Origin of the sequence: Lysinibacillus sp. FSL K6-1151, from assembly GCF_038630755.1 — a bacterium.
In the GTDB taxonomy this organism is placed as follows: Bacteria; Bacillota; Bacilli; order Bacillales_A; family Planococcaceae; genus Lysinibacillus; species Lysinibacillus fusiformis_D.
Genome location: NZ_CP152040.1, coordinates 2,095,600 through 2,112,164, shown reverse-complemented (window position 1 = coordinate 2,112,164; position 16,565 = coordinate 2,095,600). Strand labels below are relative to the sequence as shown.

Annotated in this window: 11 protein-coding genes; 1 reads left to right on the top strand and 10 read right to left on the bottom strand. The window is 34.0% G+C overall.

What is annotated here, in order from left to right; all coding sequences use genetic code 11:
* Position 1: 1 nt before the first annotated feature.
* The 9 genes from MHI04_RS10180 to MHI04_RS10140 all read right to left on the bottom strand — a co-directional run bounded on the left by MHI04_RS10180 (position 2) and on the right by MHI04_RS10140 (position 13,239).
* On the bottom strand, positions 2-1,738 hold the full coding sequence (locus MHI04_RS10180; protein WP_342535660.1) for a methyl-accepting chemotaxis protein: 1,737 nt from the start codon (positions 1,736-1,738) through the stop codon (positions 2-4).
* 85 nt (positions 1,739-1,823) lie between these two features.
* Positions 1,824-3,269, bottom strand: a complete 1,446-nt coding sequence (locus MHI04_RS10175; RefSeq protein WP_342535659.1) for a HAMP domain-containing sensor histidine kinase — start codon at positions 3,267-3,269, stop codon at positions 1,824-1,826.
* Positions 3,262-3,924, bottom strand: coding sequence for a response regulator transcription factor (locus tag MHI04_RS10170; protein ID WP_058843104.1), 663 nt, complete (start codon positions 3,922-3,924; stop codon positions 3,262-3,264). The genes MHI04_RS10175 and MHI04_RS10170 overlap by 8 nt, the downstream gene beginning before the upstream one ends.
* Before the next feature lie 708 nt (positions 3,925-4,632).
* On the bottom strand, positions 4,633-5,679 hold the full coding sequence (locus MHI04_RS10165) for a Fic family protein (protein WP_036122580.1): 1,047 nt from the start codon (positions 5,677-5,679) through the stop codon (positions 4,633-4,635).
* A gap of 505 nt (positions 5,680-6,184) precedes the next feature.
* A complete protein-coding gene (locus tag MHI04_RS10160) occupies positions 6,185-7,144 on the bottom strand; it encodes an ETX/MTX2 family pore-forming toxin (protein ID WP_082673669.1) in 960 nt (319 codons plus the stop codon).
* 840 nt (positions 7,145-7,984) lie between these two features.
* Positions 7,985-8,545: a hypothetical protein gene (locus MHI04_RS10155; protein WP_342535657.1), complete on the bottom strand. Its 561-nt coding sequence runs from the start codon at positions 8,543-8,545 to the stop codon at positions 7,985-7,987.
* A gap of 300 nt (positions 8,546-8,845) precedes the next feature.
* A complete protein-coding gene (locus MHI04_RS10150) occupies positions 8,846-9,433 on the bottom strand; it encodes a hypothetical protein (protein WP_342503844.1) in 588 nt (195 codons plus the stop codon).
* Positions 9,434-10,009: 576 nt separating this feature from the next.
* A complete protein-coding gene (locus tag MHI04_RS10145) occupies positions 10,010-11,965 on the bottom strand; it encodes an AraC family transcriptional regulator (protein WP_271913246.1) in 1,956 nt (651 codons plus the stop codon).
* A 470-nt stretch (positions 11,966-12,435) separates the two neighbouring features.
* A complete protein-coding gene (locus tag MHI04_RS10140) occupies positions 12,436-13,239 on the bottom strand; it encodes a nucleotidyl transferase AbiEii/AbiGii toxin family protein (RefSeq protein ID WP_058843099.1) in 804 nt (267 codons plus the stop codon).
* A 714-nt stretch (positions 13,240-13,953) separates the two neighbouring features.
* Between MHI04_RS10140 and MHI04_RS10135 the strand changes: the two genes are divergently transcribed.
* Positions 13,954-15,750 carry a UvrD-helicase domain-containing protein gene (locus MHI04_RS10135; protein ID WP_342535656.1) on the top strand — a complete coding sequence of 599 codons (1,797 nt, stop codon included), beginning with the start codon at positions 13,954-13,956 and terminating at the stop codon, positions 15,748-15,750.
* A gap of 169 nt (positions 15,751-15,919) precedes the next feature.
* Here MHI04_RS10135 and MHI04_RS10130 read toward each other — a convergent pair whose 3' ends face one another.
* A complete protein-coding gene (locus MHI04_RS10130) occupies positions 15,920-16,204 on the bottom strand; it encodes a hypothetical protein (protein ID WP_342535655.1) in 285 nt (94 codons plus the stop codon).
* Positions 16,205-16,565 lie beyond the last annotated feature (361 nt).

Here is a 16,565-nt window from a genome sequence, read left to right as displayed (position 1 = left end):
TTTATTCATCCGTTTTAAAGTTCGATACTAAATTTTGAAGCTCCTGCGACATCTCTGCTAAAGAACGGGATGCAAATGTCATCTCAATCATCGTAGCAGATTGCTCTTCCGCTGCTGCTACGACTTGTTGTGTATAGCTTGATGACTGATTGCTAACATCTTTTACTTTCCATATTTCATTTACAAGAATGTCTGTATTCGCACTAATATCTTGAATTTCAGTAGAGACAGATGCTAGTTTATTGTTAATCAGGTCTACATCAAATGCGATTTCTTCAAATGTTTTCCCTGCATTCGCAACATGATCTATCCCCTTTTCCACTACCATTTTTCCTTCATTGACAGTTTGTACTGTATTTTGTGTATTCATTTGAATATCACCTATTAAAGCAGAGATGTTGTTAGCTGCATTGCTTGATTCCTCTGCTAATTTCCTCACTTCATCTGCAACAACAGCAAATCCTTTCCCTTGTTCTCCTGCTCGTGCTGCTTCAATTGCTGCGTTTAAAGCTAGTAAATTGGTTTGAGCTGCAATGCTAGTAATGACATTAATAATCTCACCAATCTCTTGTGATTTACTTTCAAGCAATTGCATTGCTTCAGTCGTCACGATGTTCTGGCTATTAATTTGATTCATTTGTTCCACTGTCTGTGTAATGACTTCATTACCATAAAGAGAAACCTTAGAAGTTTCAATGGATAGATCGCTTAATTCTTTAATATTTTTCGTAATTTCTGTGATGCTTGATGATATCTGTAAAACTGAATGATTTGCTTCCTCCATACCAGCCAGTTGCTTTTCTTGCCCTGTAGAAATTTCTTGAATAGCCTTAGTAATTTCATCTGAGGCCATGCTTGTTTGTTCACTACTCGCAGTGAGTTGTTCAGATGTAGCTGCCACATGTTCGGCTGAACTTGAAACGGATTCAATCATACCTCTTAAATTTGTAGTCATCGTATTAATTCCTGTCGCTAAATGACCTAACTCATCTTTATTTTGAACTTTTAGATGCTTAAAGGTTAAATCTTGATTAGCAATCTTTTGAACACTATCAGTGACCATCTGAACTGGAATTGCTAAATGTCTTGAAAATAAAAATATAACGATTAAACCTATAACAACACTACTAGCAAGTGTAATCATAATCGTATGTTGAATTAACTGAACGCCATGATTAAATGATGCCATGAAGCTACTAGCACTTACCACCCAACCCCAGTTCGGATCTAAAGCGCTATAGGCTATTTTGTCTTCTTCTGTATCAGGTTGGTTCGGTAATGCTCTAGCGTAATATGTAAAACCCCCACCCTTTTCTGCTGCTTTTATCATATCTTGTATCATATAAATTCCGTTACTATCAACGCTCTCCCAAGCATTTTTCCCTTCTGAGAAAGGATGGGCTATTCTTTGACCATCTAATCCGTAAATAGCAAAATAGCCGTCCTCACCTAAATCAACATGAGTAGTTATTTTACGGGTACCATCACTATGTAAATCGCCAATTAAATGTTGTTTTACTTTTTCTTGAGCATCCTCTAACGATATTTCTCCCGTTTGAACGGCATAATTCATTGCATCAATTAACTGAAGTGCCATTTCAACATTATTTTTCAGCATTTTTTCTCCCATATCATCCAAGTGCTCTTTAGCAGAATAATAACTGCTTACGCCGATAATTAAGCTTGGAATGAATAAGAGGCTTAATGTAATCACAATTAACTTTGCCCTGATCTTCATTATCTATCTATCTCCTATCTTCAAGTGAATCAAGATTCCTGTTTCATTCGGTTCTAAAATTTGAGCTGCCCTTCGTAACAATTATTTACCTTTCAGGAAATGTCACTAAAAATTGAATACCATTCTCCATATTATCCACTGAATAATTAATAGAGAGTGATTGAAATATTTGTTTGACAATATATAAGCCTAAGCCACTTCCACCAGTGTTCCTATTTCTTGATTTTTCGATTCTATAAAAAGGCTGAAACAATTGTTGTAGTTCGTCTGCTTTTATTTGTATACCTGTATTAATGATTTGGATTTGAATCTGGTTTTGTTTTGAATCCTCCGTCAATGCTAAATATACAGTTTCTCCCTGTGGTGAATACATAATTGCATTATGGATAATATTTTTTAATGCTTTTTCTAATAAATCACTGTCTGTAAATACGTAATTATCTGGTGGGATTTTGTTAATGATTCTAATATTTTTCTGAGATGCAAAAAAAGCGAGGTCCTTCGTAATAGTCTCAATTAAATCTAGGAGATTTATTTCTCTTGCTTGGATTTTAAATGTATCTTGTTCTAGTTTGGACATACTTAAAATTTCACGGACGAGTTGTTCTGTTCTTTCAATAATTTTACGGTTTTTTTCTAAATAGTAGTCACGATTTTGATAAGGTCCGATATTATAAATCATCCCTTCTATATAACCTTTCATGACAGTGAGTGGCGTTTTTAATTCATGTGCAACTGTAGTGAAAAACTCCCTACGTTTTGTTTCGATTTTTCTTTCTCTTTCAATATCATCTTTTAATTGCTCATTTGCTATTTGTAAATCATTCATTGTCTTTTGCAAGTTATTCGACATTTCATTTAAGCTATTAGATAATTCCTCTAACTCATCATTGGAACGAACTACTATATTTTCGGAAAAATCAAGGTTTGCCATCTTTTGCGCACGCTCATTTATATAAAGGAGTGGTTTTGTAATAAATCTTGAATATAGATAGGCACTGCCCAATCCAATACCCACTACTATGATGCTAATATAAGGGAGAAAACGTACTAAGACCTGTGAAGCTTCATCGATAGGTTGAAATGTAGCAAATACATTCACGATTAAATTACCTTTATCTAGAAATTGAATGGGGAAAGATTTATGAAATGCATTTACTGTTTCTTCATTTTGTAATGGTGTTGTTTTTCCAGTAATAATTGGTGGCGGCGAATTTCCCTGAATCATGAACGAAGGTGAGTAGATAATATTTCCATCCTTTTCTTGTAGGTAAATGATGGCATTATTTTCTTTGGAGTACTCGTCCAAAAGATTTTTTGCATGTTCTAATTTTATTTTTTCCGATTTTTTAATGATGTCGACCATACCTGATTGGAGTTGGTTTGTTTTATATTGTTCGTAAAATGTTGGAAGGAAGAAGTATAATGTTAAATAAATTAATACTGCAAAAGATAGCAATATAAGAGAAGTAATCATAAAAAGTTTATAGGTTATTTTTTTCATCTTCATGATGTCTACAATCCTACTCATCAATTTTATATCCAATACCCTTGACTGTTTTAATATAGGGTATATTTAATTTTTTTCTTAAATTTTTTATATGTGTATCAATCATCCGTGTTTCTCCTGAATAATCATATCCCCAAACTTTTTCTACAATGATTTCTCTAGTAAGTACTTTTTTTTCGTTATGAAGTAATAGTTGTAAAATCTCGAATTCCTTTGTCGTTAAAGATATTTCCTCTTTATTTACATAAGCTTTGTATCCGTCACAATCAACATTAAGTTCATTAAAATGTAAATCGTTACCCCGATTTTTATAATTGCTTCTTCTGAGAATGGCTTGTACACGTCTAATCAACACATGAAATGAGAATGGCTTCGTTATATAATCGTCAATACCAAGATCAAAGCCCTTCATTTGATCTTGTTCTTCTTCTAATGCCGTTAGGAAAATAATCGGTATATTAGATTGACTACGAATCATTTTGGCTACTTCAAATCCATTTAGATTTGGCATCATCACATCAAGAAGAATTAAATCAAAGGGTTGAGTATTTAATTTCTTTATTCCCTCTACTCCATCTGACGCTACCGCTAAAGTATAATTTTGTGTCTTCAAAAACTGCTTAATTAATTCTTGAATTTCTAAATCATCTTCTATTACAAGAATCTTGTAGTTCATTAAGATCTCCCCCTAGTTAGCCATTATAACCACGCAATCTGTAGTTTATGTGAAGATACCTCGTTTTTTCTAAAAAAATATAAATGAACCCTACGATTATAGTCATACTTAGATTTCATAAAAATAAGTTCCATCATAGAATAAAATTCCCCCAAATATCCACAGGCTTAATCTTGAATCTGCTGATTTTTTTGGAGGAATGTATTCTTCATCATGACATGGAATTTTTATAAAATGGAACTCTTTCATCTTCGTATAATCATTAAAGAAAAGGAGATGTTGCCCCCTGCTAGATATGAGTGGATTCTGCTAATACTGAATGCACGTTTGAAAAAATTTATTTTCATATCACCTTGATCGTCCAACTAAATTCGACCTATTTGGCGTCAATATGGAGAACGTGGAATTTGTATCTAGAGATAGAAGGGAGTTTATGTGAGTCAATAGAAACTAAAACGTGTCCACTTAGATTAGATGGCATCAAACAAGAGGAGTATCATTAGGAGGTGGTATAACATAAAATGACCAACGTTTTACAACCAATACGATTTGTTATTTTTCTCAGTTAGTTTTTAGCACATTTCGTTTTCATTCCTACCATTTGCACAGTGGTTGAACATGAAGCATGGATAAGTGACTTGGCCAGTGTAATTCCAATATTCCTTTTCGCATTACTACTATTTTTTCTGACTTAGTAGCTCTCCGACTTCAAGATTTGACTTTCATCCAGCACGCATTTCTCCCTTTTGAAATCAGTTTAATTTCACCACCTACTTGTAAATCAGTTAAAGCTTTACTAATTGTACTTTCGGCTATATCAGGATAAATACTTCGAATGTATTCTTTTGTAAAGGGTTGTTCTTGATTAAGAATAAAATTCTGAATTCGCTCTATCTTAGTATGTCTGCATATAGAATCCCGTATTCTGTTATGTAGATTTTTATAAGCCTCTAAAATAATAGATAAGAATGTTTTTAACCAGAAGCTCATATTATGCCCATTACAATACCAATTTACCGATGATTGATAGACGGCTTCATAGTATTCTGCCTCTCTTTTCTTGATATATTCATCTAAACAAACATATTTAACAAATGTATGTCCGCTTTTTACTAGTAATAATTGCATTAACATAAGCATTAATCTACCATTACCTTGACTAAATGGGATTATACAATAAAGATTGAATATAAAACGAGCTATCAATATAAGTGTAGGTAACTCTTTTTTACGGTTTAATACATTGTACTGGTTGCATAATTGTTCTACAGCCATTGGGATATTTTCAGGAGGAAGAGGACGATAAACAATCGTGTGCATCCCTTTCTCCGGAATTCCCGGGATAGAGAATGGCTTTTGACGCCATTTTGCACCGTCAGAGGTAATAAAATGAACTAATTGAAAATGCAATTCTTGTATAGTATCTGGACTAATAGAGAAAGCACTAGATTTTTCATGTACAAGTGTCAGCGTTTCATAATAACAAAATATCGCATCTTCTGAGATCGATTGGGGTATCATATCTTCTAAAATAAGTTCTTTTAAGCGCTTATTAGAAACTTTTATATCTTCATATACCGAAACATAGTTTTTTATATATTGTAGTGGCATCGCTTTTGCAAGCCTAGTGAACATATCAGGTCTTTGCTCTTGATAAGCGGTCAACTTTCCTTTATATTCACTAATTTCACTAACTAAGTTTATTATTTGTTGCTCACCACTATTTATATATTGATCTTCGAAAAAATTTCTCATGTGGTTCCTCCTTTCTTGGAAATCCTGTTGCTTTTCCTTTGTTACAATCATACAGATTATTATTTTCAATTGCGAATCTTCATTAAATTAAACAAAAATACTAAAAATAACATCGTTTATTATTCTATATTGGTTCATTCACTGTATAAATGTAGCGCAATTAGAAGATAAATACGCATAATTCTTATCGGTCCATTCGTTTAAATATTAAAATGTCACAAAAAATAATTCATATGCTTTAGGCAAGAATATCGAAGTATTTCTCCCAGGGTAAATTTCACAAAAAATGAAGTCAACCTGAACGATAAGGATTGATTTAGTGTTTTCCAAGAGCGTTTTGTTCACAAAGTTGATTGATAATCTATCGTTTCGATTGCCATTCATTGTAACTTACCTATAGCTATAAAAATTTTGATAATGTAAAATGTTATCCAATTTTTAGAGGCAATATAAAAATGCAATACCCTTACTTTTAATACGCTAAGGGTATTGCATGCTCCTATTCTTATTCAATTATTTTAGTAGCCACAGAAAGGGTTTCAAAATTAACAGGAATTTTTTTTGTTTCTATTGTTACGGGCTTTTTCGAATCTGTAATATCTGTTATTTTAGCATATAAACGTGTACCGAATTCTGTGCTAAATCGTCCTTCGCCCGTCGCTCTAATTCCAAATCGATCATTTCCTTCTGCATTATCTCTAATTACGCGTTCAAATCCTTGAGTATCTGAAGCAAAGTTCATGGCAGAATATAAAAGTTGAGGGCTCATCGGTAAATTATTGTAATAATAAGTAGCGTCCCCATATAAATCTGCATTCAGTCTGTTTCTGCCCGATATTGTTATTTTTTCAAATACATACTCAACTTTATATTTTTTCCCTGCTGGAACAGGAAATCCTTGTGGAGGCACAGTGAACTTTCTAACTTGTGATTTCTCTGTAGTGTTTGAAGTGGACATATTATAATCAACACTAAAACTTTGCGAAGCTGAGACCATCATTACAGATAGGGTTGCATTGTAGTTATATCCAAATGTCCAACCTGAAGTATTGGTTGTACTAGTCATTTCCTTAAATTCATGCTCATATCCACTAGTAAATAACGTTACCTCATGCCCTAGATTATTTTCTAAAATATTTTCTCCAATTGTCAAAATTTGAGCGTTTTCAATCATAGACCCTTCTATAATATTACCGTTTAATTCGGTATCTTTTATATGGTGGTATCTATATTCTGTACCATCAAAAGCAGCACTGATCAACATCTTTTTCACTCTTTCATCAATATCTTGATAGGCACTATTTTTATTTTGACTTTGTTCAGCCGCTTTTATGTTGCTTGAAACAACTCCAATATTATTCCCCGTCAGTCCTTGATTTTCAGAAGCACTTGCATTATTAGAAAAGGGACCGCCTGCCAATAAAGTACTTGTTACTACACCATACAGTATTATTTTATTTTTCATTGTGAAACCCTCCTAATATTTTTTTATTAAATATCTAATATTAATAGATTATTTAATATAAATATAATATCGAATGTCACAATTTTTCTCAAAAAAGGGTTAAAACTATCTTTTATAAAGACATATGGATTGATTTTACTATTTTTTTAATAGTTTCTATCCCTAAATATATTGTTTATTTTGTATTTATGGCAGAAGGATATAAAAAACAATAAAAATTAGCATAAATTGTCATAATTTATTGATTTGATTTTTCTCTGAAATTAAAAAAATCGCTTATTATTCTGTATAAACGCAGCACAAATAGAAGCTAAATACGCATAATTCTTATCAGTCCATTCGTTTAAATATTAAAATGTCAAAAAAATGAATTCAACTTGAACGATAAGGATTAATTTATTATTTTCCAAGAATAAAAGTAAAAATATGTTGCGGGTTGGTTGGGACGTATATCTTGTATAACAAACGAAGGTATAGTGGTTAGAGGAGGTAAAAAATGAGTGCAGTAGCAGGAAGTAATGTAGCTAAGTGGGAAGTAAGATGCAGGATTCTCAAAAAAGAGATTCATATAGGGAAATTCTCTAATAAAGCTTAATTGTGAAAAATCGAATAAGTTTACGAGGTATATAATAGCGATTCAATCGATAATAGGACGAATACTTGTTGCTATTTTGGAATCAGCAGATTATTATCATACAACAATTATTCAAATTTTAAAGTCTATTTTGTTCAACTTAAACGTCTCTTACTAAGCTAAGAAAGGTTAAAACCAATACCTTCGAAAAAGGCGGTGGTGTACCGCCTCTTCAACCGACAGAAGATATTTAAACCTCAGTTTCTTCAAAGAGAAAATGGATTTCTAAACCAAAAACTAGATGTAATTTGTTGAATTCTTGAGAACATTTCACCCATATTTGTACTTAAAATTATTGGGATTTGTTGTGGATATGATGTTTTTGCTTTAGCTGTATTATGCTTGTCTACATGAGACTTAGCCGCCATTTTATTTGGTTTTAATCTAGAATTTACTAACGTGTTAATAACAATATTTGAAGAAGGTGAGATAAATCCTTCTCTCGTTAAATCAGTACTTTTTAATAGTTGTTTTTGCACTTTGGATAGATAATAATCCTCATCTAATTGAGCTTCGAGTAGATTTAGAAAACCACTCTGAGTATTTAAATTGATCATATTAAATAATGTAGGATTTTTTAAAAACAGTTGGTTTTGTAAATCAGATAAATTTTTTGTATCTGAACTCTTAAGAAGGGCTTCTGTTAATATTTGTTTGAAAGAAGCTTTTTGTTTTTCTGATAAATTTAATGTTTTATTTTCAGGCAATTCTTGAAGGAGTTTTTGTGTGAGAAGTAGATTTTCGATAGAAAGGGAATTTATATTCACGTTTATCTCCTTTCCTTTCTAAGTACTATTTTGATACACAAAGAATGGGATAGAATCGAAAATTTTATGCTGCGTATTTAAGAACCTTATAGCTAAATTAGTAGCTAGTTGTTACATTGATTGATTCATGCATATAGTTACTAGTTCATTTTATATTGTTAAAAACGAATAGACACGCCTTTAAAAGAGGCGTTCCAAACTGTAAAAGCTTTAAAGTATACTAGCTCTGATTGACATCCACAGAAAACTGTATTTAGTTATCAACGATTACCTAAATTACAATTCGGTCTAAAAAAGTAATTATATATTAGACGATAAAGAGATCTTTCCATTTGTATATTTAGAAATATCTTTAAGCATGTTTATTGCTTTTTCATTGCTCAATAAATGATCGATTTTAGGATCAATTCCAAGGATACTAGCATTAGATGTGCCGGTAAAATCAATGTCTATTTGCTCATATTTTTTATGTTTTAGCCTAGTCTTCTCCTTCTGTAATCGATGTTCCTCCATGTAATCTAAAAGTGTAAATTGCGCCCTTTTTCTAGCTGCTTTTTCTTTTTCGCTTAATGGACACTCGAAACGTTGTCCATTCACAACAACCCAACGTTTTTCACCATCAAAGCCCATTTCACTCCATTGACATTCAGGATTATTGGTAGTGTAGTTTAAAATTTGGTTATAGGTATAGGAATCTACATAAAGTGTCGTTTTGATTGCTGTGCCCTTATCAAGTGTTTCCATCACTGTTTTTCCTGTACTAGAGAGTTCTACTGCATCTTTGAAATGATTAAATTGATTCGAGATACTATTGAACTTAGACTTATTATTTGTACCATGTAATACATTATTGTAATTCATCATTCCTTTTACGTTGTTAATATTCATTTTTCATTTGACCTCCTATACTATAGAACTTCTGATTATACTATCCCATTTATGAACGTTAACCGTATCCATACAACGCGCCATCACCCATGAGTGTGTACACTTTTGATCTTTTGGCTAGGGGCGTTCATAGATTATCTAATGTACATATCATATTAAATGTCACTAATTTTCACAAAAAAGGGTTTAAACTATCTTTTATAAAGACATATGGATTGTTTTTCATCGTTTTTTAATCGTTTCTTTTCCTAAATATATTGTTTATTTTGTATTTAGGGCAGAAGGATGCAATAAAATGATTGATGGTAGTATCAATTGTCACAATTTATTAATTTTTACCTATCATCATACATTAGTAAGAAATTTGCAAAAAGCAGACGAGTTATCTATACATAGGAAATTGCGACAAGGGAAGGCTCTAGAAAGCAACTTTTAATCGGTTACTTTCTAGAGCCTTGTTAGGAATCTGTAAAGAGATTAAATTCATTTTAAATAATAGAGGAAAAACGAGATGATGAAGAAGACAATATTTTTCAGCTACTTAGCCTAAGTAAGTCAGTTCTTACGCTACAATATCTATTTTGTTTTGGCAGCTTCCAAAATCCAATTAGCTAAATTGTCTATTTGCCCTTCTACAGCAATTGGGTCTCTAAACCATGACTGGCTTTCAGTCCACAAGAATACTTTTCCATCGCGAATCGCAGGCAGGTTACCCCAAATCGGATCAGCCTGTAGTTCCTCCAATGTCGATTCTGTTGTTAAAACCAAATAATCTCCAGTATATTCAGGAAGCAATTCCAGTGAAAATTCATAAAATGATTCAGCTAGCATATGTTCGGGAATCGTAGCAGGTGGATTCGCGCCCAATATTTCATACATGATTCGCCCACCTCGTCCAGACTTCGGCCCGAATAAGAATACCTTTCCATCATACTCCTGCATGATGGAGACAGTCTCTCCCTCATCAAGTACAGCTTGAACTTCATCATGTAACTTACTTGTGCGACTCTCAAAATCGGTAATCCATTGTTCAGCGACATCCTTTTTGTCTAATAAATCACCGAAATATCGCATTTCCTCCTGAATACTTTCAAAGCTATTATAAGGCATAGCCACTGTTGGCGCGATGAGCGAATATTTGTCCACTGTTTCTTCTTTATTAATATTTGTAATGATTAAATCTGGTTTCAAATCAACCAGTGCTTCAAGCGAATCTCCCACATTAGTGACACCGTCAAGCATCCCTTCTAAATACGGACTTTCCATCAATAAAAAATCAGATGCCACTGGTTGGACGTCTAGTGCCAACACGGTACCTAAAAATGCCGATGCTGCTACACGTTGTGGATGCGCAGGCACTTCCACATCTCCGAGAGCGGTCTTAATTGTTCGCATTTCGATATTGGCAGGTGCTTCTGCATTCAATTGATCAGATTTGGCTGCGCCACTAGTTCCCTTTGTCCCTTCTGATGATGTCCCGCATGCCGATGTAACCATTGTTAGACACAATAGTGTCATCGCTAACATATTTTTTTTACTCATTGCCATATCATTTCCTCCATCTAACATTAATTGATAATGAATATCATTACCGTTTAAATGATACATGGCTGGATGTGGAGCAACAATGGACAAATCTGTCCAATTCATAGTATCTTTCGAACCTACAAACTGGTATTGCCTGCGATATTCCCCTGGAGTTATACCTGTTTGTTTCTTAAACATACGGTTAAAATAGACTGTGTCTGGATAACCAACATAAGCAGCTATTTCTTGTAGTGTCGCTTCGGTATCACACAGCAAATTTCGTGCCAAGTCTATGCGTAATCGAATCGTATAATCAAGTGGGCTGCATCCCATCTGCTCTTTAAATTTCCTTGAAACATACTGTGGGGTGTAATTCATTTGATGGGCCAACTGCTCCATGGAAATCATTCCACGATAATTCCTTGCGATATAGCGGACAACTTGTTCAGCCAACGTTGGGGCGTGTGCAAGCTCCATCCGCTCCTGTAACGCTGCATGGACGAAACGGATGAACTCCCCCTTAGCCTTCAATCTTCTTAATTCATGGACATCCTTCATGTCTTTCTCTTTGTCTATCTGCCCATTATCTATTTGTTGCCAATCGCTCAACATTGTTTCTAGCCTCTCCAACATAACGAGCGGTTCGGATGGCGACACTGCCCAACTTTTCATAAATGGATTGTCTGTTTGCATCATCATATGAAACTCCCGCAATGCTGAAGCTGGCAAAGAAGCATTGTATAAAATCATGTAGATGTCAAGAAAGTCAGTAGATTGAACCGTTATCCGCTGCCCCTTGCCGATATGTATTAAATGAAACCGTTCGGATAGCCATACTTCATCGTTTACCCACAGCTCAGCCCGTCCATTTGCCACAAACATAAACGTGCTTGCTGGTGTTACATAATTACGAATTTCGTCACCACGCCCAAGTCGTTTTACCCGAATGTCCAGTACACGAATGACGACTTGATTCCACAGTTGAATTTCTTCGCTTATATTCATAATATTGCCACGAAATGAACATTATTGATCCTGTCCATTAGATTGCTCCTTCCCATAGATCATACAGCTTCAATGATTATCATTCTCATTCAGATTTACAACATAACAAATACTATTTGAGGATGTCAAGGCAAGCAAAAATACTTTATCTAACTATACCTCTTGCAAAGTTTTCCCCGCCTCAGACATATTTTTTGTCGGCTGCACAGCAATTCGCCTGTTTGAACAATCTCTTGAACACATAAGCTAGCCAGCTTTATCCTATTCTTCACCTAATTCCATTGTGATTCTAGAAGAGAAAATTCATCAGTCATAATAGATAAATCCGCTCTCCTTTTTTAGTTTATAATGTCTACTTCTTAATGCATTGATGCGTTAGATAATCACTAAAAATGTTTATTCTATTCCCATATAACTACTTATACTACGTAGAAACCCGCGAACAACATAATGTCCGCGGGTTTCTATCGTTATTGCCAAGCCTGATTGTCAAAGTGCCACTGCTGGAAAAATTCATGCTCAGCCAATAGCACTTCATGAATTGGGCTGAAAAATTGTTTTAGTACGCCTGTTAATTCGAGTGTAGTGTTTAGCTCAATTGTAAAATGATGGCGCTCAAATAATGCTTCTATATACGCCTGTAAGATACGTCCTTCTATGTTTTGGGTTTGCAACAGTTGATTAACTTCCAACATTGCTTTTGATGTTTTCTCTAAGGCTGGATATTGATACATTTCGATAAATTTTTGTGCTATCACGAATTCCGTTGGATATGTATAAAGCACAGCCACCTCGCTGGCTAGTAAGGTTGGAAACATAATGGTTTTCGGTGTCACTGGCACACTTTCTTTATAGGTTATTCTTACTTCTATGTATGTTGTTGTTTGGCCTAGTGTAGCTGGTATTGTGAAATGAATACCGTCTTCTGTTAAAGCACTCTCTATTTTTTCTGCGTTCCACTCAATGCCATCCTCTGGTACTGCAATCGAACAAATTTCTTTCAATGCTTGTTTCACTATTTCCTGTTGACGAGCACTCGGCTTCGCTAGCAGTGTGATTTCTTTTGTGGGCTTCACCAATCCCTCTGTTAATGCAAATAATAATAAATCCCCTGCTAAGTAAAATTGATCGTTATATGATGAGACAGATAAACGATAAAGGAGCCTTTCTTGACAATAAAGTGATACTAGCTGTTCCCTATTTTCTTGCCGTGCTGCAGCCATTTCTGTTATTTGTGTAAACACATTCGTGGATTGTGTGCTCATTGTTTCCATAAATATCCCTCACCTTTTTGATTTTTCAGTTTTTTTATGTCGGAATTTAGATTCTTACTAAAATTCATGCTTTTATTATCACTTATTTAAGGTATAGAGTAAACGGTAATGTATACCAAAAAAGCCTGTCGTAGCTAGGGACGACAGGCTGGGAAAATTAGACAAGGGGCAGCCTCGCTATTGCGAAACTACCCCTTTAGTATTTATAGGTAACATTCTCGTAAATTGTAAAAGTCTCAACCCAATCGTCTGGGGAATATTATCTTGAAACCAGATTCGTTTCATCACCGCGGTAAAATTCCACTGTGTGCCTTCTAACTTAAGCAACGCAAACCCTACCATCTTTTGCGTCCTTGCAGCCCCAAAGCATGCGCCAGTGTGAATAAGTATCTACAAAAACAAAAAGCAGAATGCCAGATTACAGAAATATGCTACCTAAAATAGCACGTCTCTTATTATAGCACAGTGAATTAAATAAGTAAAATATTTTATACAAAATACAATTTCACACTCTTTTTTCACTCTTTACTCTTTCTAATTCATATACCTAAAGACTCATAAAAATTCCTCTTTAGAAAGGATCTTATTTTAAATAACCAATGTTTTAGCTTATAATAATGCTTTTTTACCACAAGACTAAAGTTGTTGTTTTTTACAATATATAGTGTATTATAAATATTGTATAACACACTAATATTTGGAGGTTAATATATTTTGCTACATATCATACCAAATGATCTTCCTACATTAACTAAGGGCGAGCGCAGTGTGCTCAATAAGATTAAAAATTTATATAAAGCACAACAAAGTGATGCCTACCTCTATATTCAACCCAAGATTAAAAATCTTATTCCAGATTTTATTCTAATTGATTGTTTAAGAGGAGTAAGTATTTTAGAAGTGAAGGACTGGAGTATTGACTACCTTGCCTCTTGGACTCGTCTAGAAATTAAAAATATCAATGGCGAAAAACTAGATAATCCAGTATTTAAAGCTGGTCAATATTATAAATCTCTGGAAGGCTTATTTTCAATGGATGATAGATTATACAACACGCAAGGTGAACTAGATGTGAAGCTCTCTTCCTTTGCTATTTTGCCTCATTTAAAAAGAGCTGCCTTTGAAGAAAATCGCTTAGCAGATGTTTTTAATCAGAAACCTGCACACTATCTATTATCGGAGGATTTTAACGGTTTAGAAATATCAGACTTATTTTCAGAAATTAAGCCTTTGAGCCCTATGTATTTAAAGATGCTCAGAGCAATTATCTTCCCAGAGATTCAAATTCTCTCTACAAGTGAAAACCACACGCAGGAACTAATTGCTGCATTAGATGCTGAGCAAGAACGATTTGCTAAAAATATTTCATACGGTCATTATATGGTGACGGGAGTACCTGGCAGTGGAAAAACAGTTATGCTTTTAGCAAGAGCAATTCATTTGATCAGAGAAAACCCAGATTGGAAAATACGCGTTTTAACATACAATAGAAGTTTAGCTACAAAACTAGAACAAAAAGTAAAAAGCTTAGCAGAAAATTTATCATTTTTAGATATACATATTGAAAATATTGAAATCAGTACCTTCCACAAGTTTGCATTAGATATAGCACATGTCTCTATCCCAAAACTATCTGGTGATGAACAGCAAAAATGGTGGGACTATGATTTGCCAAGTTTGTCTCTACAAAAAGCTAAACCGATGTATGATGCAATTTTAATTGATGAATACCAAGATTTTTTAGACGATTGGATTCGTTTAGCCATTCAAAGCTGTAAGACTTTTAAAACTATTGATAGTAAAAAAGAAGAAAAAAACAGCATTAATTTATTTTTAGCTGGCGATCGCTTACAAGGTCTCTACCGTTCAACAGATACACCTTGGACAGAAATTGACCCTATTTTAGACATGCGCGGCAGAAGTAAATTACTAAAAAAAGCCTATCGTTCAGCCAATGAGCATATTGATTTAGCTCTACAATTTTTAAGTGTAGATGAAAAATTAAAAGCCGAGGTAGAAAAATTTTATTGCCCTATGAAGGAAATTGAGTATGAAAATTCGGTTGAAAATGGCATCGAGATGATTGAAGGAGAACTTGAAGAGGTAGCCATAAAAATTGAGGAATTGATTTATAAAGCTGGCTATAATCCAAATGAAATAATGGTACTCTGTAAAGACTGGCAGAGAGCTAACACTTTCATCCAAACACTTCCAAAGGTGTTACAAGCAAAAGCGGAATCATTAAATAAAAAAGCATCCACTGAGCATAAAATTATTGTGACAACTTATCAATCAGCAAAAGGATTAGAAGCTCCGATCGTATTTTTATTGGATACAGATCGATTTATCTCTACTTCTGTAAAAGAAGAAGCATTAAAATATCGAAAAACTATGTATGTAGGTATCACAAGAGCCTCTGAACAATTGTACATTCACGCTGAAAACTTCCATCAAGAATCCTATGCACAGGAAATGAAAGTTCTACTTCAACAAACAGTGCCTGTTCAGTAAATCGAACAATCTCAAATACCTGTGATTTCTGTAAAAAAGCCAGTTTATAAGTAGATAAACATTGGAAATTTATATACAACATACACATCATGATATATGACAAAAAATCAGTATGGTAGGACATGTCACCTAGCATACTGATTTTATTATTGCATACTCCATTTCCACTCTACATTTTAATGACAACCCTTTTGTTAGTTGACGGATCGAGGCTGATGACTGTTAAAATCCCTATGGCTGCAATCACAGCAGGCACATCAAACGATACAATCGCTGAGTTTAATGGCAAACCAAGTACAGCCCTTACTAAAACAGCCTGTACCAAAACAATAACTAAAGCCATGATTATAAAAGCTAGACCAAACAAGCCGCCATAGCGATAAAACCCTGCACCAATCAGCCAGCCGACTAAATAATAGCCAAAAATATTGAGGGCAAAGACGAGAATTGCCAACAGTCAATGATTTTGTAAATCCACGAATGGCGATACCATCACTGTTTGTTTCCAAAAATACCCCAAATGAACTGCCCATATTATCAAGCCTAATGTCAGTTAGTGAACTAGTATTACGAAATGCTAATTTCTCCCGTTCTTCATTTCGTATATTTTAGTATAATGAAATTTTTTGTGAAATGAACAAAAAGCCCCGAATAGTGGCGTTTTCTTTATAGCTAAGATTTTCATAAAAAGTTTCATTCTTAACCTTAACTTATTTAATAAGTTTGTTCGGTTCATCTACAAATGCACCTAAAATATAACCGCAATCTTGACAATAGTATGAGGTTATTTTAGAGGAATTTCCTAGATGAGAATT

Coding starts and splice junctions, on each gene's coding strand:
- MHI04_RS10165 (WP_036122580.1), bottom strand. CDS start 5,679: ATGAGAAATTTTTTCGAAGATCAATATATAAATAGTGGTGAGCAACAA.
- MHI04_RS10170 (WP_058843104.1), bottom strand. CDS start 3,924: ATGAACTACAAGATTCTTGTAATAGAAGATGATTTAGAAATTCAAGAA.
- MHI04_RS10150 (WP_342503844.1), bottom strand. CDS start 9,433: ATGAATATTAACAACGTAAAAGGAATGATGAATTACAATAATGTATTA.
- MHI04_RS10160 (WP_082673669.1), bottom strand. CDS start 7,144: ATGAAAAATAAAATAATACTGTATGGTGTAGTAACAAGTACTTTATTG.
- MHI04_RS10175 (WP_342535659.1), bottom strand. CDS start 3,269: ATGAGTAGGATTGTAGACATCATGAAGATGAAAAAAATAACCTATAAA.
- MHI04_RS10140 (WP_058843099.1), bottom strand. CDS start 13,239: ATGGAAACAATGAGCACACAATCCACGAATGTGTTTACACAAATAACA.
- MHI04_RS10145 (WP_271913246.1), bottom strand. CDS start 11,965: ATGAATATAAGCGAAGAAATTCAACTGTGGAATCAAGTCGTCATTCGT.
- MHI04_RS10180 (WP_342535660.1), bottom strand. CDS start 1,738: ATGAAGATCAGGGCAAAGTTAATTGTGATTACATTAAGCCTCTTATTC.